This window comes from Mesorhizobium sp. 8 (assembly GCF_006351905.1).
GTDB classification, from domain to species: domain Bacteria; phylum Pseudomonadota; class Alphaproteobacteria; order Rhizobiales; family Rhizobiaceae; genus Mesorhizobium; species Mesorhizobium composti.
Genome location: NZ_CP040914.1, coordinates 1707658 through 1730904, shown reverse-complemented (window position 1 = coordinate 1730904; position 23247 = coordinate 1707658). Strand labels below are relative to the sequence as shown.

19 protein-coding genes are annotated in these 23247 nt (G+C 65.4%); 16 read left to right on the top strand and 3 right to left on the bottom strand.

The features are described 5' to 3' along the window. Nucleotides 1-135 precede the first annotated feature (135 nt). The 7 genes from FGU64_RS08370 to FGU64_RS08340 all read left to right on the top strand — a co-directional run bounded on the left by FGU64_RS08370 (nucleotide 136) and on the right by FGU64_RS08340 (nucleotide 8982). Complete coding sequence (locus FGU64_RS08370; RefSeq protein ID WP_136356061.1) at nucleotides 136-1050, top strand: LysR family transcriptional regulator; 915 nt, start codon at nucleotides 136-138, stop codon at nucleotides 1048-1050. Nucleotides 1051-1199: 149 nt separating this feature from the next. After that, nucleotides 1200-2759, top strand: coding sequence for an ABC transporter substrate-binding protein (locus FGU64_RS08365; RefSeq protein ID WP_210239061.1), 1560 nt, complete (start codon nucleotides 1200-1202; stop codon nucleotides 2757-2759). 90 nt (nucleotides 2760-2849) lie between these two features. Continuing rightward, complete coding sequence (locus FGU64_RS08360) at nucleotides 2850-3866, top strand: ABC transporter permease (protein ID WP_139952288.1); 1017 nt, start codon at nucleotides 2850-2852, stop codon at nucleotides 3864-3866. After that, on the top strand, nucleotides 3866-4756 hold the full coding sequence (gene ddpC / locus FGU64_RS08355; protein ID WP_139952285.1) for a D,D-dipeptide ABC transporter permease: 891 nt from the start codon (nucleotides 3866-3868) through the stop codon (nucleotides 4754-4756). Before FGU64_RS08360 ends, ddpC begins: the two co-directional genes overlap by 1 nt. Beyond that, the gene (locus tag FGU64_RS08350; RefSeq protein WP_139952282.1) at nucleotides 4756-6780 is read left to right on the top strand and encodes an ABC transporter ATP-binding protein; all 2025 of its coding nucleotides are present in this window, start codon (nucleotides 4756-4758) and stop codon (nucleotides 6778-6780) included. The genes ddpC and FGU64_RS08350 overlap by 1 nt, the downstream gene beginning before the upstream one ends. 32 nt (nucleotides 6781-6812) lie before the next feature. Then, the gene (locus tag FGU64_RS08345; protein ID WP_139952279.1) at nucleotides 6813-7910 is read left to right on the top strand and encodes a pyridoxal phosphate-dependent aminotransferase family protein; all 1098 of its coding nucleotides are present in this window, start codon (nucleotides 6813-6815) and stop codon (nucleotides 7908-7910) included. A 40-nt stretch (nucleotides 7911-7950) separates the two neighbouring features. After that, complete coding sequence (locus tag FGU64_RS08340) at nucleotides 7951-8982, top strand: proline racemase family protein (RefSeq protein WP_139952276.1); 1032 nt, start codon at nucleotides 7951-7953, stop codon at nucleotides 8980-8982. A gap of 21 nt (nucleotides 8983-9003) precedes the next feature. Here the strand turns inward: FGU64_RS08340 and FGU64_RS08335 are convergent, their stop codons facing one another. Then, a complete protein-coding gene (locus FGU64_RS08335; RefSeq protein ID WP_136356049.1) occupies nucleotides 9004-9879 on the bottom strand; it encodes a LysR substrate-binding domain-containing protein in 876 nt (291 codons plus the stop codon). A 120-nt stretch (nucleotides 9880-9999) separates the two neighbouring features. On the opposite strand from FGU64_RS08335, the gene FGU64_RS08330 reads away from it, so the two are divergent. The 9 genes from FGU64_RS08330 to FGU64_RS08290 all read left to right on the top strand — a co-directional run bounded on the left by FGU64_RS08330 (nucleotide 10000) and on the right by FGU64_RS08290 (nucleotide 20999). Beyond that, nucleotides 10000-11193: a 2-aminoethylphosphonate--pyruvate transaminase gene (locus FGU64_RS08330; RefSeq protein ID WP_139952272.1), complete on the top strand. Its 1194-nt coding sequence runs from the start codon at nucleotides 10000-10002 to the stop codon at nucleotides 11191-11193. 58 nt (nucleotides 11194-11251) lie between these two features. Next, entirely contained in the window at nucleotides 11252-12511 is a 1260-nt protein-coding gene (gene phnA, locus FGU64_RS08325; RefSeq protein WP_139952269.1) for a phosphonoacetate hydrolase, read from the top strand. A 258-nt stretch (nucleotides 12512-12769) separates the two neighbouring features. Next, nucleotides 12770-14230 carry a phosphonoacetaldehyde dehydrogenase gene (phnY, locus tag FGU64_RS08320; RefSeq protein WP_139952266.1) on the top strand — a complete coding sequence of 487 codons (1461 nt, stop codon included), beginning with the start codon at nucleotides 12770-12772 and terminating at the stop codon, nucleotides 14228-14230. Between the two features lie 82 nt (nucleotides 14231-14312). Continuing rightward, entirely contained in the window at nucleotides 14313-15674 is a 1362-nt protein-coding gene (locus FGU64_RS08315; protein WP_139952263.1) for an aspartate aminotransferase family protein, read from the top strand. A gap of 170 nt (nucleotides 15675-15844) precedes the next feature. Further along, complete coding sequence (locus tag FGU64_RS08310) at nucleotides 15845-16855, top strand: NAD(P)-dependent oxidoreductase (protein ID WP_139952260.1); 1011 nt, start codon at nucleotides 15845-15847, stop codon at nucleotides 16853-16855. A gap of 315 nt (nucleotides 16856-17170) precedes the next feature. Further along, nucleotides 17171-18199 carry a 2-aminoethylphosphonate ABC transporter substrate-binding protein gene (locus FGU64_RS08305; protein WP_136356037.1) on the top strand — a complete coding sequence of 343 codons (1029 nt, stop codon included), beginning with the start codon at nucleotides 17171-17173 and terminating at the stop codon, nucleotides 18197-18199. Nucleotides 18200-18216: 17 nt separating this feature from the next. Further along, nucleotides 18217-19356 (top strand): ABC transporter ATP-binding protein, encoded by a 1140-nt coding sequence (locus FGU64_RS08300; protein ID WP_139952258.1) that lies wholly within the window; start codon nucleotides 18217-18219, stop codon nucleotides 19354-19356. Further along, nucleotides 19349-20218: a 2-aminoethylphosphonate ABC transporter permease subunit gene (locus tag FGU64_RS08295; RefSeq protein WP_139952255.1), complete on the top strand. Its 870-nt coding sequence runs from the start codon at nucleotides 19349-19351 to the stop codon at nucleotides 20216-20218. Before FGU64_RS08300 ends, FGU64_RS08295 begins: the two co-directional genes overlap by 8 nt. After that, nucleotides 20202-20999 (top strand): ABC transporter permease subunit, encoded by a 798-nt coding sequence (locus tag FGU64_RS08290; RefSeq protein ID WP_139952252.1) that lies wholly within the window; start codon nucleotides 20202-20204, stop codon nucleotides 20997-20999. Before FGU64_RS08295 ends, FGU64_RS08290 begins: the two co-directional genes overlap by 17 nt. A gap of 50 nt (nucleotides 21000-21049) precedes the next feature. Here FGU64_RS08290 and doeB read toward each other — a convergent pair whose 3' ends face one another. Together doeB and doeA are read right to left on the bottom strand one after the other, a co-directional pair. Next, nucleotides 21050-22045 carry a N(2)-acetyl-L-2,4-diaminobutanoate deacetylase DoeB gene (doeB, locus tag FGU64_RS08285; RefSeq protein ID WP_139952249.1) on the bottom strand — a complete coding sequence of 332 codons (996 nt, stop codon included), beginning with the start codon at nucleotides 22043-22045 and terminating at the stop codon, nucleotides 21050-21052. 6 nt (nucleotides 22046-22051) lie between these two features. After that, nucleotides 22052-23230, bottom strand: coding sequence for an ectoine hydrolase DoeA (gene doeA / locus FGU64_RS08280; protein ID WP_139952246.1), 1179 nt, complete (start codon nucleotides 23228-23230; stop codon nucleotides 22052-22054). Nucleotides 23231-23247 lie beyond the last annotated feature (17 nt).

The window sequence follows — 23247 nt, the reverse complement described above, 5'->3', positions numbered from 1 at the left end:
AAATGTGCACGCGGGCGAAGCGTAACATTGACCCGCCGACACGAGAACAGTTATTTTTGTACAACTTCCGTACAAAAATGCACGGATGGCTTTGGAGGGAAACGGCATGTCCATCGATGCTGGGAGCGCCGCCTGATGCGCCGCTTCACCTGGGACGACCTGCAATTCTTCCTGGCCGTGGCGCGCAACGGCCAGCTGGCGAGCGCCGCGCGCCAGTTGCGCACCAACCACGCCACCGTGTCGCGCCGCATCGACCGGCTGGAGCAGGCGCTGTCGGCAAAACTGTTCGAACGCAATCCGCGCGGTTACATGCTCACCGCCGTCGGCGAGCGGCTGGTGCAGTCGGCCGAGCAGATCGAACGCGAAGCCGCCAATTTCCGCAACGAGGCGGCCAGCGGCGCCTCGCAGGTGACGGGCGTGCTGCGGCTGTCGACGCTGGAGGGGTTCGGCTCCTATTTCCTCGCCGATCGGCTGCCGCGCTTCGCCGAAGCGCATGCCAACCTGTCGATCGAACTCGTCACCATCCAGCAGATCGTGTCGCTGTCGCGGCGCGAGGCGGATATGTCGATCACGCTGACCTCGCCGCGCACCGACTTCTACCACTACGAGAAGATCACGACGTATCGCCTGTTCGTCTACGGCACGCGCAGCTATCTGGACAGCCACCCGCCGATCGAGAAGCGCGAGGACCTGCTGGCGCATCGCATGATCGGCTACATCGAGGACATGATCTTCACGCCCGGCCTCGACTATCACCGGGAGATTTTGCCGGGCCTGCGCGCCAGCTACCAGAGTTCCTCCATCCATGCGCAGCTTCGCGCCACGCTGAAGGGCGTCGGCCTGTGCGTGCTGCCGCACTTCATGGCGGCGGGGTTCGACGAACTGGTGCCGGTGCTGACGCGCGACATCCTTCTGGAACGCGACTACTGGTGCGTCAGCCACCGCGACCTGTCGGCGGCGCCGCGCATCCGCGCCCTGGCCGAATTCGTCCAGGCCGAGGCGCGAAGTGCCGCGCAGCTCTTCCTGGGCGACCACCTCGTCGGTGCCTGAACGCTGCGGTCCGTCGCCGTCGCCTTGGCGCAAGAAATTGCCGAGAGAGGGACAAGTGCTGCATTGACAGCCATTCCGTTGACGGAAAGGATAGCGCAGCCTTGGCATGGGCCGCTTGACAAAGAGAATCAGGGAACAGGGGTAACATAATGAAAAAACATCGAAACTGGGCGACATCGTTGGGCGGTGGCCTGCTTCTGTCGGCGATCGCCGCTTTCGCGGTTACCATGCCGGCCTCGGCCGCAGACGATGTGCTGACGATCGGCAAGTCCGGCGATCCGGACAACATCGACCCCGCCGTCACCGTCACCAACAATTCCTGGACCGCGAGCTATCCGGCCTATGAGCGGCTGGTCCGTTTCAACGGCGGCTCGACCGACATCGCGCCGGAAGTCGCCAAGTCGTGGACGACCAGCGCCGACATGCTGACCTGGACCTTCACGCTCGGCGACGGCCACACCTTCGCCGACGGCAAGCCGGTGGACGCCGAGGCGGTGAAGTTCAGCTTCGACCGCGTGATCAAGATCGGCAAGGGGCCGATGGGCTCGTTCGAGGCGATCAAGTCGGTGGAAGCCGTCGATCCGCACACAGTGAAGTTCACCCTGAAGGAGCCGTTCGCGCCATTCCTGTCGACGCTGGCGACCAGCGGCGGCTCCATCGTCAATCCGGCGGTGATGGACAAGGCGACCGGCGACGATCTCGGCCAGGGCTATCTCGCCGACCACACGATGGGCTCCGGTCCCTATCAGGTGAAGAGCTGGGAAAAGGGCCAGCGCATCGTCATGGAGCCCAATCCCAAGTGGAGCGGCAGCGAGCTGAAGTTCAAGGAAATCGACATCAAGATCATCAAGGAAGCGTCGGCGCGCCGGCTCCAGCTTGAGAACGGCGATGTCGACATCGCCGAGGATATTCCGATCGACCAGCTCCAGGCGCTGAAGGGCAAGGAAGGGATCAAGGTCGTCGACGAGCCCAGCCTCTACGTGACCTATCTCTACCTGAACAACGAGAAGCCGCCGCTCGACAACGTCAAGGTGCGCCAGGCGCTGTCCTACGCCATCGACTACAAGGGCATCATCGACGGCATCATGCTGGGCCAGGCCGAGCAGATGCGCGGGCCGATCCCGAAGGGCCTGTGGGGGCATGACGATACGGTCATGCAGTATTCCTACGACCCGCAGAAGGCCAAGGACCTGCTGAAGGAAGCCGGCGTCTCCGACCTGTCGTTCAACTACCTCTACGCCAAGACCGACCCGGCCTGGGAGCAGATCGGCCTCGTGCTGCAGCAGAACCTCGCCGATATCGGCGTCAAGGTGAAGCTGCAGGATTTCGCCTATCCGACCATGCGCGACAAGCTGAACACCGGCGATTTCGACATCGCCGCCGGCAACTGGTCGCCGGACTACGGCGATCCGTCGATGTTCATGAACTTCTGGTTCGATTCGAAACTGAAGGGCCTGCCGGGCGACCGCGCCTTCTACTCCAATCCCAAGGTCGACGAGCTGATCCGCAAGGCGGCGGCCGGCACCGACCAGAAGGAGCGCGAGGCGCTTTACCAGGAGGCACAGAAGATCACGGTGGAGGAGGCGCCCTACATCCTCCTGTTCCAGCGCAACTACCAGTTCGCCATGCGCGACAACGTCAAGGGCTACGTCTACAACCCCATGCTGGTGCAGATCTTCAACTTCGATTCGATGTCGAAGGGACAGTGAAGGACGGCGAGGCGCTTGCGTCTCGGCCACCAGCCACGCTCCGCCGCTGCCGTGCAGCGGCGGAGAGCGATCGTTCAGGGTGAGTAACCGGTGTCCTTCCTCAGCATCATCAGGCGGCGCCTGATCTTTCTGGTCTTCGTCGTGTTCGGGGTGACGGTCGTCACCTTCGTCATCTCGCACATGATCCCCGGCGATCCGGCGCGCATGATGGCGGGCGACAGGGCGACGAACGAGATCGTCGAGAACATGCGCCGCCAGCTCGGCCTCGACCAGCCGCTGTGGCGGCAGTACGTCACCTATATCGGCCAGGTGGCGCAGGGCGATTTCGGCATTTCCATCCGCACCCAGCGCCCGGTCATCGACGACATCAAGCGCTTCTTCCCGGCGACCATCGAGCTGGCGCTGGCAGCCCTCATCTTCGCGGTCGCGGTGGGCATTCCGCTCGGCGTGCTCTCGGCGGTGGCGAAGGACCGATGGATCGACCAGATATCGCGTACGATCTCGGTCACCGGTATCTCGACGCCGGCCTTCTGGCTGGGGCTTCTGCTGATCTACGTCTTCTACGGAAGGCTGGGAATCCTGCCGGGCTCCGGCCGGCTCGCCAGTGGCATCGCGCCGCCGACGACGATTACCGGTTTCTACACCGTCGATTCCCTGCTGACATTCAATTGGCCGGCGCTGCGCAGCTCGCTGATTCATCTCATCCTGCCGGCGCTGACGCTGGGTTTCGTCCATCTCGGCATCGTCACCAGGCAGATCCGCTCGGCCATGCTTGAAGTACTGCAGGAGGACTATGTGCGCACGGCGCGCGCCAGCGGCCTGCCGCGCCGCACGGTGCTGTTCGGTCATGCGCTGCGCAACGCGCTGATCCCGTCGGTGACGATGATCGGCCTTGCCTTCGGCGACCTGCTTTACGGCGCGGTGCTGACCGAAACGGTGTTCGCGTGGCCCGGCATGGGCAACTACGTCGTCCAGTCGATCACCGCGCTCGATTTCCCCGCCATCATGGGTTTCACCGTCGTCGCCTCGACCGCCTATGTGCTGCTCAACCTGTCAGTGGACCTCGTCTATATGTGGCTCGACCCGCAGATACGGGAGGTGAGCTGATGAGTCTCGAAAGCGCGGAGGCCGAGGGCACGGCGCCGGCGAGGTCCAGTTCCGGCGTCGGCTATCTCTGGTATCAGCTGCGCCGCAGTCCGCTGACGATGGTCGGCCTCGGCATCATCGTGGTCGTGCTGTTCATCATGGTCGCGGCGCCATGGATCGCGCCCTACAATCCCGACAAGCTCGACCTCCTGCACCGGTTGGCGGCGCCCAGCCTGGCGCATTTCTTCGGCACCGACGAGGTCGGACGCGACATCTTCTCGCGCGTGCTCTGGGGCGCGCGCACCTCCGTCACCGTCGGCCTGGCGATCGTCGCCATATCGATGGTGTTCGGAACGGTCATCGGCGCCTTTTCCGGCCTTGTCGGCGGGCGCATCGACACGCTCATCATGCGCTTCATGGACGTGGTGCTGTCGTTCCCGTCCTTCGTCATGGCGATGGCGCTGGCGGCAGCACTGGGTCCCAACCTCATCAACGCAATGCTGGCGATCGCGGTCGTGCGCATTCCCTTCTATGTGCGGCTGGCGCGCGGGCAGGCGCTCAGCCTGCGCTCGAAACCCTATGTCAAGGCGGCGATGAGCTTCGGCGCGCCGCGCGTGCAGATCATGCGCCGCCACATCATGCCGAACGCCATGGCGCCGATCATCGTGCAGGCGACGCTGGACATCGGTCTGGCGATCCTGACGGCATCGGCGCTGAGCTTCATCGGGCTGGGCGCCCAGCAGCCGACCGCCGAATGGGGCGCCATGGTCGCCACCGGACGCGATTACCTGCTCGACCAGTGGTGGTATCCGACGTTCCCCGGCCTGGCGATCCTGATCACCGCCGTCGGCTTCAACCTGCTCGGCGACGGCCTGCGCGACATGTTCGACCCGAGGATGAGGGGACGCTGATGCAGGCCGGCACCGATAGCATCGTCTCGGTCGACGACCTGAGCCTCGTCTTCCCGACCTACCACGGCGACGTGCGGGCGCTGTCGGGCGTCACGCTCGACGTGCGCCCCGGCGAGATCGTCGGGCTGGTGGGCGAATCCGGATCCGGCAAGTCGGTGACGGCGATGTCCGTCATCCGGCTTCTGCCGCCCGGCATGGCGCGCTTCACCGGCGGCAGCCTCTCGCTGCTCGGCCACGACATGCTGGCCATCGGCGAGCGTGCGCTGGAGGACATACGCGGCAAGGACGCCTCGATGATCTTCCAGGAGCCGATGTCGGCCCTCAACCCGACCATCCGCATCGGCAAGCAGATCGTTCAGGTCATCCGCCAGCACGAGGCGATCAGCGAAGCGGAGGCGAAAAAGCGCGCCGCAGCCCTGCTCGGCGAGATGCAGGTTCCGGACGCGGCGCGCGTGATGCGCAACTACCCGTTCGAACTGTCGGGCGGCATGCGCCAGCGCGTGCTGATCGCCATGGCGTTTTCCTGCAACCCCTCGGTGCTGATCTGCGACGAGCCGACGACGGCGCTCGACGTGACCGTGCAGGCGCAGGTGCTGGCGCTGATCCGCGAACGGGCGCGGGCGCGCGGCACGGCCGTGCTGTTCATCACCCACGATCTGGCCGTGGTGCGCCAGCTCTGCGACCGCGTCTACGTCATGTATGCGGGGCGCATGGTGGAAGAGGGGCGGACAGCCGATTTGCTGGCGCATCCGCTGCATCCCTACACGCAGGCGCTGCTGCGCTCGCTGCCGGAACTGGCCGAACCGAAGCAGCCGCTGGCCGCGATTCCCGGTACGGTGCCGGCACTGCTCACCGAGATCAAGGGCTGCGCCTTCCGCTGGCGCTGCGCCCATGCCGTGGCACGCTGCACCGAGACGCCGCCTTTCGTTTCGCCGGGCGAGGCCGGGCACCGCGCCGCCTGCTGGTTCGCCGGAGAGATCGCGCCGCCGACACCGGCGCGTTCGACCTCGGCTTCGATCGCGACAAGCGAGGCAACGAGCGAGGCATTGGTCCGGCTGGAGGGCGTTGAGGTCGGTTTTCCGCTCGGCCGCTCCTGGCTCGGCCGTCCAAAGGCGATGGTGCATGCCCTCAACGGCGTCGATCTGGAGATCCGCGCCGGCGAGACGCTCGGCATCGTCGGCGAGTCGGGCTGCGGGAAATCGACGCTGGCCGAGGTGGTGATGGCGCTGCAAAAGCCCAGCGCCGGCCGCATCACTTTCGACGGCGTCGATCTGGCTTCCCTCGACACGGCCGCGCTGCGTACGGTGCGGCGCAATTTCCAGGTCGTCTTCCAGGACCCGCAATCCTCGCTCGATCCGCGCATGCCGGTGTGGCGGCTCATCACCGAGCCGCTCTACGTCGCCGGCGAGCGGTCGTCGCGCAAGCTCAAGGCGCGCGCCGAGGAACTGATGCGGCAGGTGGGATTGCGGGCTGACCAGATCGGCCGTTATCCGCATGAATTCTCCGGCGGCCAGCGCCAGCGCATCGCCATCGCCCGCGCGCTTGCGCTGCATCCGAAGCTGGTGGTGCTGGACGAGCCGACCTCGGCGCTCGACGTCTCCGTGCAGGCGCAGGTACTCAACATCCTGATGGAGTTGCAGGCCAGCCTCGGGCTCACCTACCTGTTCATCTCGCACAACGTCGCCGTCGTGCGCCATATCGCCGACCGCGTGGCGGTGATGTATCTCGGGCAGGTGGTGGAGCTTGGAACGGCGGCCGAAGTGCTCGACAATCCGCGCCATCCCTATACCCGCACGCTGATCGGCGCCGTGCCGAAATTGAGCGCGGACACTGAGATCGCAGCGCCTGCTGCGGTCGATCTGCCGAGCAACGTCAATTTGCCCGAGGGCTGCTTCTTCCGTGAGCGTTGCGCCTTCAAGGCGGCCGGTTGCGAGAAGCCGCAGGCGCTGGCGCCGTGGCGGGAAAGCGGTCATCAGGTGCGCTGCCATCGCGCGGCGGAGCTGCCTGCGTGGGCACAAGCGTAGGTCCTGCCCGGACCATCGGAGGATTTTTGAGAATGGCCACACCGGTCACGATGGAAACGCCGCTCGGCGCGCGCATGCGGATCGACGGCCGCGAGGTCGATTACTTCTGCGGCACCAGCTATTTCTGCCTGCACGGGCATCCGGCGGTGATCGAGGCGGCGTGCGCGGCAACGAAGGCTTTCGGGCTCGGGCCGGGCACGCTCGCCCGCATGCAGGTCTACGACGACTTGCGGGAGAGCCTCTGCCGCTGGTTCGGCACCGAGGACGTGGTGCTGACGATCTCCGGCTATACCGGGCCGATGGTGCTCTTGCAGGGCATGCAGGACGATTTCGACCTGATCTTCATCGACGCCGCCACCCATTACAGTTCGCGCGACGCGATCCCGACACTGGGCAAGCCCGTGCATCCCTTCCACCATCTCGATGCGAACAGCCTGGCCGAGGAACTGGCCCGCCACGTCAAGGCCGGGCAGCGCCCGGTGGTGGTGAGCGACGGCGTCTTTCCGTCGACCGGCGCGCTGGCGCCGCTTGCCGAATACCGGAAGGCCATGGCGCCTTACGAGGGCGCGCTGCTCGCCGTCGACGATTCGCACGGCGTCGGCGTGCTGGGCGCGAGCGGACGCGGTTCGATGCAGGAAGCCGGGCTCGACGGCACCGACGGCAACCATTTCGCCGGCACGCTGAGCAAGGCCTTCGGCGCGCTGGGCGGCATCGTGCCGGCAAGCGCGGCGCTGGCGGCGAAGATCGAGGACAAGGCCATGATCATGCGCGGCGCCTCGCCACCGCCGCCGGCCGCAGCCGGGGCCGCGGTCGCCTCGCTGCGGTTGCTGGAGACGACGCCGGCGATGCGCGCCAACCTCAAGCGCAACGTCAGGCATATGCGCGCCGGCCTGCGCGACCTGGGCTTCGCCATTCCGGACACACCTGTGCCCATCGTTTCGGTGCAGGGTAACGTCGATCTCGAGCGCATCCGCGTCGGGCTGAACGAGCGCGACATCGTGGTCAGGGTCGCCGGCGCGTCCAGCTATTCGGACGCGCCCGACGTGCCGGCGATGCGGCTGGCGGTGTTCTCCGAACATACGCCGGAGCAGATCGACAGGCTGCTGTCGTCGATCCGCGAACTGCTTTGAAATGAAAGGCGCGAGTTGCCGGAAGGCGTGAGGAAAGCCCATGCGTACGAGCAAGGTCATCCACATCGTATCCTGCCATGCCGAGGGTGAAGTCGGCGACGTCATCGTCGGCGGCGTCGCGCCGCCGCCGGGCGAAACGCTGTGGGAGCAGCGCAATTTCATCGCCAGGGACAAGGCGCTGCGCGACTTCGTGCTGAACGAGCCGCGCGGCGGCGTCTTTCGCCACATCAACCTGCTTGTTCCGCCGAAGGACCCGCGCGCCGCCATGGGGTTCATCATCATGGAGCCGGAAGACACGCCGCCGATGTCCGGCTCCAACTCCATCTGCGTGTCCACCGTGCTGCTCGATAGCGGCATCGTGCCGATGCGGGAACCTGAAACCCGCATGGTGTTGGAAGCGCCGGGCGGGCTGGTCGAGGTCGTCGCTTCATGCCGCAACGGCAAGGCCGAGCGCATCACCGTCACAAACGTGCCGTCCTTCGCCGACAGGCTGGACGCGAAACTGGAGGTCGAGGGGCTCGGCACGCTGACCGTCGACACCGCCTATGGCGGCGACAGCTTCGTTCTCGCCGACGCCCGGTCGCTCGGCTTTGCGGTGGTGCCGGACGAGGCGCGCGAACTGGCCGAGACCGGCATCAGGATCACCCGCGCCGCCAACGAGCAGCTCGGCTTCTCGCATCCCGACAACCCCGAATGGGATCACATCTCTTTCTGCCAGCTGACGCTTCCGGTGGAGGAGCGCGACGGCGTCCTGCACGGCCGCAACACGGTCGTCATCCAGCCGGCCAAGCTGGATCGTTCGCCGACGGGAACCGGCTGCTCGGCGCGCATGGCGGTGCTGCACGCGCGCGGGCTGATGAAGGCCGGCCAGCGTTTCAACGGCCATTCGATCATCGGCTCCACCTTCGAGTGCCGCATCGCGCGCGAAACGACCGTGGCCGGAAAGCCCGCCATCGTGCCGGAGATTTCCGGCCGCGCATGGATCACCGGCACGCATCAGGTGACGCTCGATCCCGGCGACCCGTGGCCTGCCGGCTACCGGCTCGCCGATACCTGGCCGAAAAAGCTGTAAGCCGAAGGAACTGCCGGCCTCTTACGCGGGCTGCGCCGACATCGCGCGCGCGATGTCGAGGAAGGCGCGCATGGTCTTGGCCTGGCTGCGTTCGGTCAGGCACACCAGCGCCTCGTCCATCAGCATCGGCGGACCGTCGATAGGGATCTTGGCGAGCCGCGTGTCGTTGCCGAATTCCGCCTCAGATACGAAGCCGATGCCGGCGCCGGCGGCGACGATCTCGCGCACCGCCTCCCGGCCTTCCGCCTCGATGGCGAATTTCAGCTCGACGCCGGCCGCCGCCGCCCCTTGCTCCAGTTTCTTGCGGGTGCGCGAGCCGCGCTCGCGCATGACCAGCGGCAGGGCAGCGAGTTCGGCGAAGGACAGGCTGTCGCGCTTCGTCGCCGGATGGCCGGCCGCTGCGAAGGCGACGATCGGCGTGGAGTTCAGCCGGACGATCTCGAATTCGCGGCCGGTCGGGATTTCGCCGAGCACGCCGATGTCGGCGTCGTAGCTGAACAGGCTGGTGATGACCGTCTCGGTGTTGCCGGCCCGCATGGTCACCTTGACGCCGGGATATTTCTTGCGGAATTCGCCGAGGATATGCAGCAGGTGATGCGCCGCGTCGGCGACGATGCGCAGCGTGCCGGCGCGCAGCGCCCGCGATTCGGAAAGCAGTTCCAGCGCCTGGCTCTCGGTGTCGAACATGCGGCGGGTGATCGCCAGCAGCTTCTCGCCGGCCGGCGTCAGCGTCACCTGCTTGCGCTGCCGGTTGAAAAGCAGGATGTCGTATTCCTCCTCCAGCTTGCGCACCTGGTCGGAGATGGCCGGCTGGGTCAGGAAGAGCTCTTCCGCGGCGCGGGAGAAGCCGCCAGAAATGGCGACGTAGTGAAAGGCGCGCAGTTGGACATAGCGCATCGCGGCATCCTCTTGGATAGATACAGCTTATTGATAGATACAAAATAACGATTTTTCAAATACATTGTCCGGCGCCTATAAGGCTGCGAGCAACAAGCAGCGACGGGAGGCGTTCCGGCCATGGCCGACACGGCAACAGCACAAGGTTTCGAGCCTCCGGCACTCGGCGAGCCTTATCTGCTCACTCCCGGACCGCTGACGACCGCCTATTCGGTCAAGCAGGCGATGCTGAAGGACTGGGGTTCGTGGGACGGCGATTTCCGTGCCATGACCGCCGACATGCGCCGCCGCCTGCTGGCGCTGACAGGCGACAGGAAAAGCGAATACGACTGCGTGCCGCTGCAAGGCTCCGGCTCCTATTGCGTCGAGGCGATGCTCGGTTCCTTCGTGCCGAAGGACGGCAAGGTGCTGGTGCTGGCCAACGGCGCCTACGGCCTGCGCGCAGCGCAGACGATGAAGTATCTCGGCCGGGCGCACACGCTGATCGACAAGGGCGACTACCTGCCGCCGCGCGGCGACGAGGTTGGAGCGGCGCTCGACGCCGATCCCACTATTACCCATGTTCTCGCCATCCATTGCGAGACGAGCTCCGGCATCCTCAACCCCGTTCCCGAGATCGCCGAGGTGGTGAAGGCGAAGGGTCGCAAGCTGCTGGTCGATTCGATGAGCGCTTTCGGCGCCGTGCCGCTCGACGTCAACGACATCGGTTATGAGGCGATGGTGTCGTCGGCCAACAAGTGCATCGAGGGCGTGCCGGGCTTCGGCTTCGTCATCGCCAAAAAAAGCGCGCTGGAGGCGGCCAAGGGTAACAGCCATTCGCTGTCGCTCGACGTGCATGCGCAGTGGGCGGCGATGGAGAAGACCGGCCAGTGGCGCTTCACGCCGCCGACGCATGTCGTCGCTGCTTTCCTCGAGGCGCTGAAGATGCATGAGGCGGAAGGCGGCGTCGCCGGTCGCGGCGCGCGCTATACCAGGAACCGCGACGTGATGGTGGCGGGCATGCGCGAACTCGGCTTCGAAACGCTGTTGTCCGACCGCTGGCTGTCGCCGATCATCGTCACATTCTTTTGCCCCGCGCATGAGAAGTTCGTCTTCAACCGTTTCTACGAACTCATGAAGGACAAGGGTTTCATCATCTATCCGGGCAAGCTCACGGTGGTGGATTCCTTCCGCGTCGGCTGCATCGGCCGCATGGACGAACATGTCATGCGCCGCGTCGTCGAGGCGGCGAGACAGTCGCTCGACGAGATGGGCGTCGACACCGCCGCCCCGCCCGCCACTGCCATCGCCGAACGCGCAAAGCTTGCCGCCTGAGTTTCACCGCCAAACTTCGCCGCTTGACGCGGCTTTTTCAATCCGAGGACCGACGCCCATGAACCATATGTCACCCGTATCCGTGTCGGTGAACGGCCGCAGCTATGCGTGGCCGCGCGTGCCGGCGATCGCGATCTGCCTTGACGGTTGCGAGCCGGCCTATCTGGACGAGGCGATCAAGGCCGGGCTGATGCCGGCTTTGGTGAAGATCAAGGAAAAGGGCACGGTGCGGTTCGCCCATTCGGTGATCCCGTCCTTCACCAACCCCAACAACCTGTCGATCGCGACGGGGCGCCCGCCGGCGGTGCACGGCATCTGCGGCAACTACCTCTACGACCCGGCGACGGGCGAGGAGGTGATGATGAACGATCCGAAGTTTTTGCGCGCACCGACCGTCTTCCAGGGCTTCTACGATGCGGGTGCCAAGGTCGCGGTCGTCACCGCCAAGGACAAGCTGCGCGCGCTGCTCGGTAAGGGGCTGAAGTTCGACGACGGGCGGGCGCTGTGCTTCTCGGCCGAGAAATCGGACACCACGACGAAGAAGGAGCACGGCATCGACAATGCTTCCGAGCACTTCGGCTTGGCCGTACCGGAGGTCTATTCGGCCGAGCTTTCGGAATTCGTCTTCGCCGCCGGCGTGCAATTGCTGAAGGAGTTCCGGCCCGACGTGATGTACCTCACCACCACCGACTACGTGCAGCACAAATACGCGCCGGGCGTAAGCCAAGCGAACGCCTTCTACGAGATGTTCGACAAGTATCTCGCGCAGCTCGACGCGCTGGGCGCGGCGATCGTGGTGACGGCCGACCACGGCATGAAGCCGAAGCACCATGCCGACGGTTCCCCCAATGTCGTCTATGTGCAGGACTTGCTGGACGAGTGGCTGGGCAAGGACGCGGCCCGCGTCATCCTGCCGATCACCGACCCCTATGTCGTCCACCACGGCGCGCTGGGTTCCTTCGCCACCGCCTACCTGCCGAAAGGCGCCGACCGCGAGGCGGTGATGGCAAGGCTCCGTCAGGTGGAGGGCATCACGCTGGTGCTCGGTCGCGAGGAAGGCTGCGCCCGCTTCGAACTGCCGGAAGACCGCATGGGCGACATCATCCTGATCTCGGGCGAGAACAAGACGATCGGCACTTCCGAGCACCGGCACAACCTGGCCGCACTCAACGAGCCGCTGCGCTCGCATGGCGGGCTGACCGAGCAGACCGTGCCGTTCATCGTCAACCGGGTGATGAAGGACCTGCCGAACGAGCCGGCCTTGAGGAACTTCGACGCCTTCCACTACGCGGTGATGGCTGCGGCGCAGGTGGGGTGAGGATGTGCGTCCTTCGAGGCTCGCTTCGCTCGCACCTCAGGATGAGGGAGGTCGGCGCCTTGCCGCTGGCGGAGGCCAGCATCGCGGATGAGGAAGGTTTGCGCCCCTGCCACACGGCTCTGTCGGTCAGGAATAGGAACAAAGAGCGCCGTCGGTCCTCATCCTGAGGTGCGAGCCCGCAAGGCGCTGAAGTAAGAAAGAGAGAGCCGGGCGGGCGAGCCTCGAAGGACGCACGGCAGCACGAACGGAACAAAGATCATGACCAAACTCGACCCTTCGATCAAAGTCCGCCACGAGCCGATGCGCATCGCCGGCAAGAAGGTGGACGCCGAGACGGTGTTGGAAGTGCGCTATCCGTGGAACGACACGGTGATCGGCACCGTGCCGGCGGGCAATGCCGGACACGCACGCAAGGCTTTCGAGATCGCGGCGAACTATCAGCCGAAGCTGACCCGCTACGAGCGGCAGCGCATCCTGCTCAAGACCGCCGAACTGCTCAATGGCCGCAAGGAGGAACTGTCGGACCTGATCACGCTGGAGCTCGGCATCTCCAAGCAGGATTCGCTCTACGAGGTGGGCCGCGCCTTCGACGTCTTCACGCTGGCCGGCCAGATGGTCATCCATGACGACGGCGAAATTTTTTCCTGCGACCTGACCCCGCACGGCAAGCAGCGCAAGATCTTCACCATCCGCGAGCCGCTGAAGGCGATCTCGGCGATCACCCCGTTCAACCATCCGCTCAACATGGTCTCGCACAAGGTGGCGCCGGCCATCGCCACCAACAATTGCGTGGTGGTGAAGCCGACGGAACTGACGCCGATGACGGCGCTGATGCTGGCCGACGTGCTCTATGAGGCCGGCCTGCCGCCGGAGATGCTGTCGGTTGTCACCGGCTGGCCGGGCGACATCGGCGACGAGATGATCACCAACGAGAATATCGACCTCATCACCTTCACCGGCGGCGTGCCGGTCGGCAAGATGATCGCGCAGAAGGCCGGCTACAGGCGCCAGGTGCTGGAGCTCGGCGGCAACGATCCGCTGATCATTTTGAACGACCTCTCCGACGACGACCTGGCAAAAGCAGCCGACCTCGCGGTTGCGGGGGCTACCAAGAACTCCGGCCAGCGCTGCACGGCGGTCAAGCGCATCCTGGTGCAGGAGAAGGTCGCCGACCGGTTCGTCCCCATGGTGCTGGAGCGGGCGAAGGCGATCAAGTTCGGCGACCCGCGCGATCCGGCCACCCAGCTCGGCACCGTCGTGCACGAGAAGGCGGCCGCACTGTTCGAGAAGCGCGTCCTGATGGCGGCCGAGCAAGGCGCCGACATCCTCTACAATCCCGGCCGGCAGGGCGCGCTGCTGCCCCCCATCGTGGTCGACCGCGTGCCGCATCAATCCGAACTGGTGATGGAAGAGACCTTCGGCCCGATCGTGCCGATCGTACGCGCCCCCGACGACGACGACGCGCTGATTAAGCTCTCCAACTCCACCGCCTTCGGCCTTTCCTCGGGCGTCTGCACCAACGACTTCCGCCGCATGCAGAAATACATCGCCGGCCTTAAAGTGGGCACCGTCAACATCTGGGAAGTGCCCGGCTACCGCATCGAGATGAGCCCGTTCGGCGGCATCAAGGACAGCGGCAACGGCTACAAGGAAGGCGTCATCGAAGCGATGAAATCCTACACCAACGTCAAGACATTCTCGCTGCCATGGGTCAGTTGAAAGCCATACGCATCGCGATGTCCCGAGGGAGCCGCCACGGCTCCCTCGTTTGCGTTTTCACTTGAGGTTCCGGGAGGTTTTCATGGCGCGTCCGCAGCCGGTCATCGTCCACACCGAAGGCGAGTCCAACAGTTCCGCCGCGCGCGGCGTCTGGAACGCGAAGCAGGCAGATGCGGCGACAAGGGCGCTGCTCGACCGCGATGCCGCCGCCTTCCTGCACCAGAGCCTCTCCAGCCCCTGCGTGACCGCCATCACCAAGGCCGAGGGCATCTGGATCGAAGACACGGCCGGCCGCCGCTACATGGATTTCCATGGCAACAGCGTGCACCACATCGGCTACGGCCATCCGCGCCTGAAAGAGGCGATCCGCCGGCAGATGGACGACCTGCCGTTTTCGCCGCGCCGCTTCACCTGCGAGCCGGCGGTGGAACTGGCCGAGACGCTCGGAAAATTGGCGCCCGGCGACCTCGGCAAAGTGTTGTTCACCACCGGCGGCTCCGACGCCATCGAGGTGGCGCTGAAGGTGGCGCGCGCCGCCACCGGCCGCTTCAAGACGCTGTCCTTCTGGGATGCCTTCCACGGCGCCGGGTTCGGAGCGTCGAGCGTCGGCGGCGAGGCGACGTTCCGCTCCGGCATCGCCGGGCCGCTGCTGTCCGGCACCGAACATGTCGCGCCGTGGGCGCCGCACAACTGCCCCTACGGTACCAATTCGCTGGAAGAGTCGGCGCGGGCCTGCGCGAATATGATTTCCTACGTGCTCGGCCGCGAGGGCGATTTCGCCGCCGTCGTTGCCGAGCCGATGCGGGCGACGCCGCTGGTGCCGGCACCGGGCTTCTGGAAAGCGGTGCGCGAGGCCTGCGACCGCCACGGCACGCTGTTGATCTTCGACGAGATCCCGACCGGGCTCGGCAAGACCGGCAAGTTCTTCGCTTCCGAGCATGACGGCGTGACGCCCGACATCATCGTCATGGGCAAGGCGCTCGGCGGCGGCATATTGCCGATCGCGGCCGTCGTCGCGCGGCGCGACCTCGACGTGGCGGGCGACTACGCCATCGGCCACTACACGCATGAGAAGAACCCGGTGACGACGCGGGCCGCGCTGACCACCATCGCCATCGTGCGCGAGGAGGGACTGGCCGAGCGCGCCGCCGAGTTGGGAAACTGGGCAATGGACCGGATGCGGGACCTGATGGCGCGCTCGCCTTTCGTCGGCGATGTGCGGGGCAGGGGGCTGATGTTCGGCGTCGAGATCGTCGAGGATAAGGAAACCTTCAAGCCGAACCACGCGCTGGCCGAGCGCATCTACTACCGCTGCCTGGAGAAGGGTCTGTCGTTCAAGATCAGCGCCGGCAGCGTGCTGACGCTATCGCCGCCAATGGTGATTGCACGCGAGGATCTCGACCGGGCGCTGACCATCGTCGAGGACGCGGTGCTGGCGGGGTGAATTGAGCTTGCAATGGCTTTGATGAGTTTACCCCCACCCCTAACCCCTCCCCTCAAGGGGGAGGGGAAGCTGCCGCGGCCCAAGTTCCCCTCCCCCTTGCGGGGAGGGGTTAGGGGTGGGGGGTCAAACGCGCCGAATTTCGCCAAGACGCCTGTCGGCGGTTGCCTCTCATGAAAGCCGTCCGCACCGACGCCGAACTGGAATGCCCCGGTATTGACGCCGGGCTGCGGGCGCGGGGCGTCGACCTCGTCACCCTGCCGGACGGTATCCCGGAAGCCGAGCTCTGCCGGGCGGTCGCCGACGCCGATCTTCTGCTCATGTGCTACACGCCGGTCAGCGAAAGGGTGATCGCGGCGGCGCCGAAACTGAAAGGGATCGTCAAATACGGCGTCGGCATCGACGCCATCGACATTCCGGCGGCGATCCGGCGCGGCATTCCGGTCGTCAACGTGCCCGAATATGCCGAGGAGACGGTGGCGGAGGGCGCCTTCGCGCTGATGATCGCGCTTGCCAGACGCCTGCCGGAAATCGGCCGGGCGATGGAGCGGGACGGCTGGGTCTGGCCGGAACAGTGCTGGCTGGGGCGCGACATTGCGGGCTCGACGATCGGGCTGGTCGGCTGCGGCAAGATCGGCCGCTCGATGGCGCGCATGGCGGGGCAGGGGTTCCGCGCGAGGGTGCTGGCCTATAGCCCCCACAGCGATCCCGATGAGTTGCGGGCGATCGGCGTGGAGCCGGTGTCCGACCTCAAGGCGATGCTCGCCGCCAGCGATTTCATCTCGATCCATTGCGTGCTCAACGACGAAACGCGCGGCCTGATCGGCAAGGCCGAACTCGCCTGCCTGAAGCCGTCAGCCGTCCTCGTCAACGTCTCGCGCGGCGCCATCGTCGACGAGGCGGCGCTGGTCGAGGCGGTGGTCGCCGGCCGCGTCGGCGGCGTCGGGCTGGATGTCTATTCGGTGGAGCCGCTGAAGAAATCCGGCCATCCGATGAGCGCGCTGTTCGGCCGCGACAACGTCATCCTGTTTCCGCACCTCACCTTCTTCACGCACGAGGCGATGCAGCGGCTGGAGGAGGACACGCTGGCCCGCTGTTTCGAGATCCTCGACGGCCGCCCGGTGACGGTGCGCTCGCGCGACCCGCGCCTTACGGCGCAGACTGCAGGCGTCGTTTTCGGCTGAGCCGACGTTTTCACAGCGCCGCCCCGGAATGATCCGCCAACATCAATCTGTCATGCGCGTGCCATGGACCGGTGCCATCGTGCCTGCACAAATCGATAGGCGGACGGCCTTTGGCCGGCCGGAGGATACGGTCATCCGTTGAAGAGCGGCGTCATAAGCAAAACTTTCTCCTTCATAAAATAAATAGATTTTACTTATCGATGCCACCCCAACACATTAACCGCCGAGGATGGCCACCGGCCGCGCGAACAGTGCGGCTGACAACAATAAGAACCGCCTTCGGAACACTTTAAAGCGTCAAGCAAAGGAGAGATCATGAAAACGAAATTCGCCTTGGCCGCAATCCTGCTGGCGGCTACAGCCCTTCCGGCACTTGCCGACGAGGGGGTCGTCACCCTCTACAGTGCCGACGGCCTGCATGACGGCGACCCGAGCTGGTACGGGGACCAGTTCGCGGCCTTCACCGAGAAAACCGGCATCAAGATCCAGTTCGTAGAGGCCGGCTCCAGCGGCGTCGTCGACCGGCTGGCGAAGGAAAAGTCCAACACCCAGGCCGACGTGCTGGTGACGCTGCCGCCCTTCATGCAGAAGGCCGCCGCCGACGGTCTTCTGGCCGCCTATACGCCCGACGGCGCCGACAAGATCGACGCGCGCGACAAGGATGCCGACGGCCGCTACTACGCGATGGTCAACAACTATCCGAACTTCATCTACAACACCGAGGTGCTGAAGGAGGCTCCCGCCACCTACGAGGATCTTCTCGACCCGAAGTTCAAGCAGAAGCTGCAATATTCGACGCCCGGCCAGGCCGGCGACGGCACTGCGATGATGCTGCAGGCCTTCCATGCCTTCGGTTCGAAGGAAAAGGGCCTCGACTTCCTGAAGAAGTTGCAGGCTAACAATCTCGGCCCGTCGGCCTCGACCGGCAAGCTGACGGCGCTGGTCAACAAGGGCGAGCTCTACGTCGCCAACGGCGACATGCAGATGAACACGGCGCAGTCGACCGACAACCCGAACATCAAGATTTTCTTCCCCGCCGGGCCTGACGGCAAGAAGACGGCGTTCGCGCTGCCTTACTACATCGCCCTGGTCAATGGCGGGCCGAACACCGAGAACGGCAAGAAGCTGGTCGATTTCCTGCTGTCCGCCGACGCGCAGAAGGACATCAGCTCCGTCGCCAAGGGCTTTCCCGTCCGCACCGACGTCAAGCCGGACGACGACAATTTCAAGAACCTGAACGCCATGCTGGAGGGAGTAGAAATATGGTCGCCGGACTGGGCCAAGGTGCTGGACAGCCTCAAGGACGACGTGGCAGCCTACAATCAGGCGATCTCGGGCAACTGATGTCCCAGGTGACGGTCATGGAACGGACGCCGCACATCGCGAAGCCTTTCGTGGCGTCCGCCGCTCCCGCTGCATCGGACGGCAGCAGGATCGGCTTCGAGAACGTCTCGGTCACCTATGGCGCACTGACCGTGCTTCATTCGTTCACCCTGACCGTCAATCCGGGCGAGATCGTCGCCCTGATCGGCCCTTCCGGATCGGGCAAGACCACGGCCCTGCGCGCTGTCGCAGGGTTCGTGCGTCCCTCCGGCGGGCGCATCCTGATCGGCGACCGCGATGTCACCCATCTGGCGCCCTACGACCGCAAGATCGGCATGGTGGTGCAGAACTACGCACTGTTCCCGCACATGCGGGTCGAGGAAAACGTCGCCTTCGGCCTGCGCGCCCATGGCGCTGCAGAAGACGTCATCAGGAAGCGGGTGCCCGAATGCCTGGCCATGGTCGGCATGTCGACCTATGCCAAGCGCTATCCGCGCGAACTGTCCGGCGGCCAGCAGCAGCGCGTGGCGATTGCCAGGGCGCTGGCGCCGAAACCGCAGGTGCTGCTTCTCGACGAGCCGCTGTCGGCGCTCGACGCGCAGATCCGTCGTTCGATGCTGGATGAGCTGGCCAAGCTGCATCGCGACCTGCCGAACCTGACCGTGCTCTACGTCACCCATGACCAGAGCGAGGCGCTGACGCTGGCCAACCACATCGGCATCATGCGCGACGGCAAGCTCAAGGCCTTCGGCGGATCGCAATCGCTGTTCCGCCATCCGCCGAACCGCTTCGCCGCGGAATTCCTCGGCCGGGCCAACCTGCTTCCGGTTACCGACGTGCAGCCGCTCGACGAGCAGATGGCGAAGGTCCGCTTCGGCGACGTGACGCTGTCGGCGCGCAACCACCATGGGCTGGCCAGGGGAAGCGATTGCCTGGTCTGCGTCAGGCCGCACGATTTCCGGTTCTCGCGCGCATCGGAGCCGAATTCGATTTCGGGAACCGTGCTCAGCGTGCAGTGGCAGGGCGACGTGCACAACATCACCTTCGACGCCGGTGGTGAGACGGTTCGTATGACGTCGGCGCCGATGGCCAATCCGCCGCGCATCGGCGAGAGGATCGCGGTACATTTCGATGCCGCCGAAGTGACGCTGGTGCCGGAGGATGCGAGCCATGGCTGAGGCGGCGATCGCCGCCGCTCCCGCGCCGCGGCTCAGACTGGACAGCCTTTGGATCGCGCCGCCGCTGCTAATCCTGGCGGTGCTGTTCTTCTACCCGCTCGGCCTGATCGTGCGGGCCTCGTTCGGCGAGGATGCGCCGTCGCTCGCGACCTTCGAGCAGGTTCTGATGTCGAGCCGGTTCCTCGACGGCCTCTACCACACCATCGTCATTGCCGTCAGCGCGACGGCGGGCTGCCTCGTACTGGGTTTTATTCTTTCGCTGATCATCGCCTTCGTGCCGTTTCCCGGCGCCAAGATGGCTGGCCGGCTGATCGATACGGTGATCGCGCTGCCGACATTCCTCGTCACGCTCGCCTTCACCTTCATCTACGGCTCGGCCGGCCTGCTCAACGAAACGCTGATGCACGTCTTCAGCCTCGACCTGCCGCCGATCGACTTCCTCTATTCGCAATGGGGCGTGATCCTGGCGGAGATGACCGTCTACACACCCTTCATCATGCGCCCGCTGCTGGCCACCTTCTCGACCATCGACCAGGCGCAGATCGAGGTGGCTTCGAGCCTGGGAGCCAGGCCGCTGCGCATCGTGCGGCAGATCATCCTGCCGGCATCGCTGCCGGCGCTGGTGGCGGGCGGGAGCCTGTGCCTGCTGCTTACCGTCAACGAATTCGGCATCGTGCTGTTCATCGGCGCCAAGGACGTCATCACTTTGCCGCTGCTGATCTATTCCAAGGCGATCCAGGAATTCGATTACACGACCGCCTGCGTCATCGCCGTGGTCAACGTCGTCCTCTCGCTCGGCCTCTACTCGCTCTACCGGCTGGCGATCGCACATTTCGGAGGCCGTCGTGCTGGTCTGGTCTAAACCCTGGCGCATCGCTACCTGGGCGGTCGCGGTGCCGCTGTTCCTGATTATCTACGGGTTGCCGATCGGCGTGATCGTGCTCGCCTCCTTCAGCGGCCAGTGGAACGACATCCTGCCTTCCAACATGACGCTCACCCACTACGCCAAGGCGTTCCGCACCGATTCCTTCGATGCGCTGAAGGCGAGCCTCTTGACCGGCGTGATCGCCAGCGGCGCGGCGCTGGTGTGCGGCACCTGGGCAGCACTTGCGTTGCGCAACTTCAAGGCCATGCCGAAGCGGGTGCTCGACCTTTTGTTCTTCATTCCCAGCGCCGTGCCGTCGGTCTCGGTCGGTCTTGCCCTGCTGGTCGCTTTCAGCCAGCCGCCCTTCCTGCTCAACGGCACCACCTGGATCGTGCTGATCGCGCATTTCGTGCTGATCTCGGCCTTCACCTACGGCAACGTCACGGCCGGGCTGGCGCGGATTCCGATCGATTGCGAGCAGGTGGCCGAGAGCCTCGGCGCACGGCCCTTCTACCGGCTGCGCCGGGTGACGCTGCCGCTGCTCCTGCCCTATCTGGTCGCCGCCTTCAGTCTGTCCTTCGCGCTCTCGATGGGTGAACTCGGGGCAACGGTGATGATCTACCCGCCGGGCTGGGTGACGCTGCCCGTCCGCATCTTCGCGCTCTCCGACCGCGGCGCGATCTTCGACGCGGCGACGATGGCCACCATCCTCGGCGTCGGAACGCTGATCGTGCTGGCCATCCTGTCGAAGGTCTCCAACAGGGCCGCGGTGCGCTGACGAAACGAGCCGCCGTGCCGCGTGTCATGATCGGCCGCTTGTAGGGATTTTCAGCCGACCTCGATCGCGACAACGGCCACGCAATCGCCGGCCTTGACCAGACCGGGAAAATGCCGCGCCGCCAGCAGCCCGTCCATGCGCGAGCGGATATCTTGCGGCGCGAGACCAGTGCGGCCCGTGCCGTGGATGCGCGCGATGACGGCGCCCTTCTTCACCGGTTCGCCGAGATCGACCATGGTCTCGATCATGCCGTCCTCCTCGGCGAAGGAGAAGCAGTCGCCGCCCGGCATGTCGAGCCAGCAGGTTCGAGTCCTCTCATCCACACCATCTACGATGCCGGCGTGGCGCAGCACATTCAGGATGCCGCGCCGGGCGATGCGCACCGTCTCGGCGCGAGACGTGCCGCCGCCGCCGAGTTCGGTGGTGACGAAGACCTTGCCCATCTCCTCGGCGGCGGTGTCGTACATGCCGACCGCGTCGATCTCCAGCATCCTGACCGAATAGGGCGCCGAGAACGCCTCCACCGCCGCGAACGCTTTCGCCTCCTGATCCTTGTCGGGGAGAATGTGCGCCGCGCAGAACGGCACGAAATCGAGCGTGCGGCCGCCCGAATGAAAGTCGAATACGATATCGGCGCGGGGCAGCAGCTCCCGCTGGAAATAGTCGGCGATCTTCTCCGTCACCGTGCCGTCAGGCCGGCCCGGAAAGGCCCGGTTCATGTTGCCCTTGTCGATCGGCGAGGTGCGCGTGCCGGCGCGGAAGGCCGGATAGTTCATCGCCGGCACGATGATGACGGTGCCGGAAACATGTTTTGGCTCCAGCGTGCGGGCGAGTTCGTAGAGCGCCAGCGGCCCTTCGTACTCGTCGCCGTGGTTGGCGCCGGTCAGCAGGGCGGTCTGCCCCTTGCCGTTTTTGATGACGCAGATCGGGATCATCACCGAACCCCAGGCGGAATCGTCGCGGCTGTAGGGCAGGCGCAGGAAGCCGTGCTGCACGCCGTCGCGGTCGAAATCGACGGTGGGGGAGATGGGAGAGGGTCTCGGCATGGCAGGCTAGTCCTTCACCACCAGCTTGCGCGGCACGTTGGCCAGGCATTCCACGCCGGTCTCGGTGATGAGGATCGACTCGGTGATCTCCAGCCCCATCGTCTCCAGCCACAGGCCTGTCATGAAATGGAAGGTCATGCCGGGCTTCAGCTCGGTGCGGTCGCCGGGGCGCAGGCTCATGGTGCGCTCGCCCCAGTCCGGCGGATAGGAAATGCCGATCGGGTAGCCGGTGCGGTTGTCCTTGACGATGCCGTACTTCTTCAGCACCGCGAAGAAGGCGTTGGCGATGTCCTCGCAGGTGTTGCCGGGCTTGGCCGCGGCCAGCCCTGCCTCCATGCCCTCCAGCGTCGCCTTCTCGGCATCGAGGAACGCTTGCGTCGGCTTGCCGAGGAAGACCGTGCGCGACAGCGGGCAGTGATAGCGATTGTAGCAGCCGGCGATCTCGAAGAAGGTGCCTTCGCCGGCCTTCATCGGCCTGTCGTCCCAAGTCAGGTGCGGCGCCGAGGCATCCACCCCGGACGGCAGCAGCGGCACGATGGCCGGATAATCGCCGCCTATCCCGTCGACGCCGCGCGTGCCGGCATCGTAGATCTCGGCGACGAGGTCGCACTTCCTCATGCCGACCTCTATCTTGTCGACGATGCGGGCATGCATGGCCTCGACGATGCGCGCGGCCTTGCGCATGTAGTCGATCTCGGTCGGGCTCTTCACCGCGCGCTGCCAGTTGACCAGCGCGGTGGCGTCGACGAAGCGCGCGTTGGGCAGGTACTGCTGCAGCGACGCGAACGCCTTGGCCGAGAACCAGTAATTGTCCATCTCGACGCCGATGCGTTTGTCGCCAAGCCCGCGCTCGGTCAGCACGGTGGAGAGAAAATCCATCGGATGGCGCTCGGTCGACTGCACGTAGTGGTCTGCGTAGCCGACGATGTTGTCGTGGGCGAGATAGGCGGTGCGCTTGGCGCCGTTGGCGTCCTGCCCGCGCCCGTACCAGATCGGCTCGCCGTCCGGCGGCACGATGACGGCCTGGTGCACGTAGAACGACCACCCATCATAGCCGGTCAGCCACGCCATGTTCGACGGATCGGAACAGACCAGCACGTCGACGCCTTTGGCCTCCATGGCCCGCCGGGTCTTGGCGAGGCGCTCCGCATATTCCTCGCGCGTGAATTTCAGATTGGGTTGCATGTCGCAGTCTTTTCCTC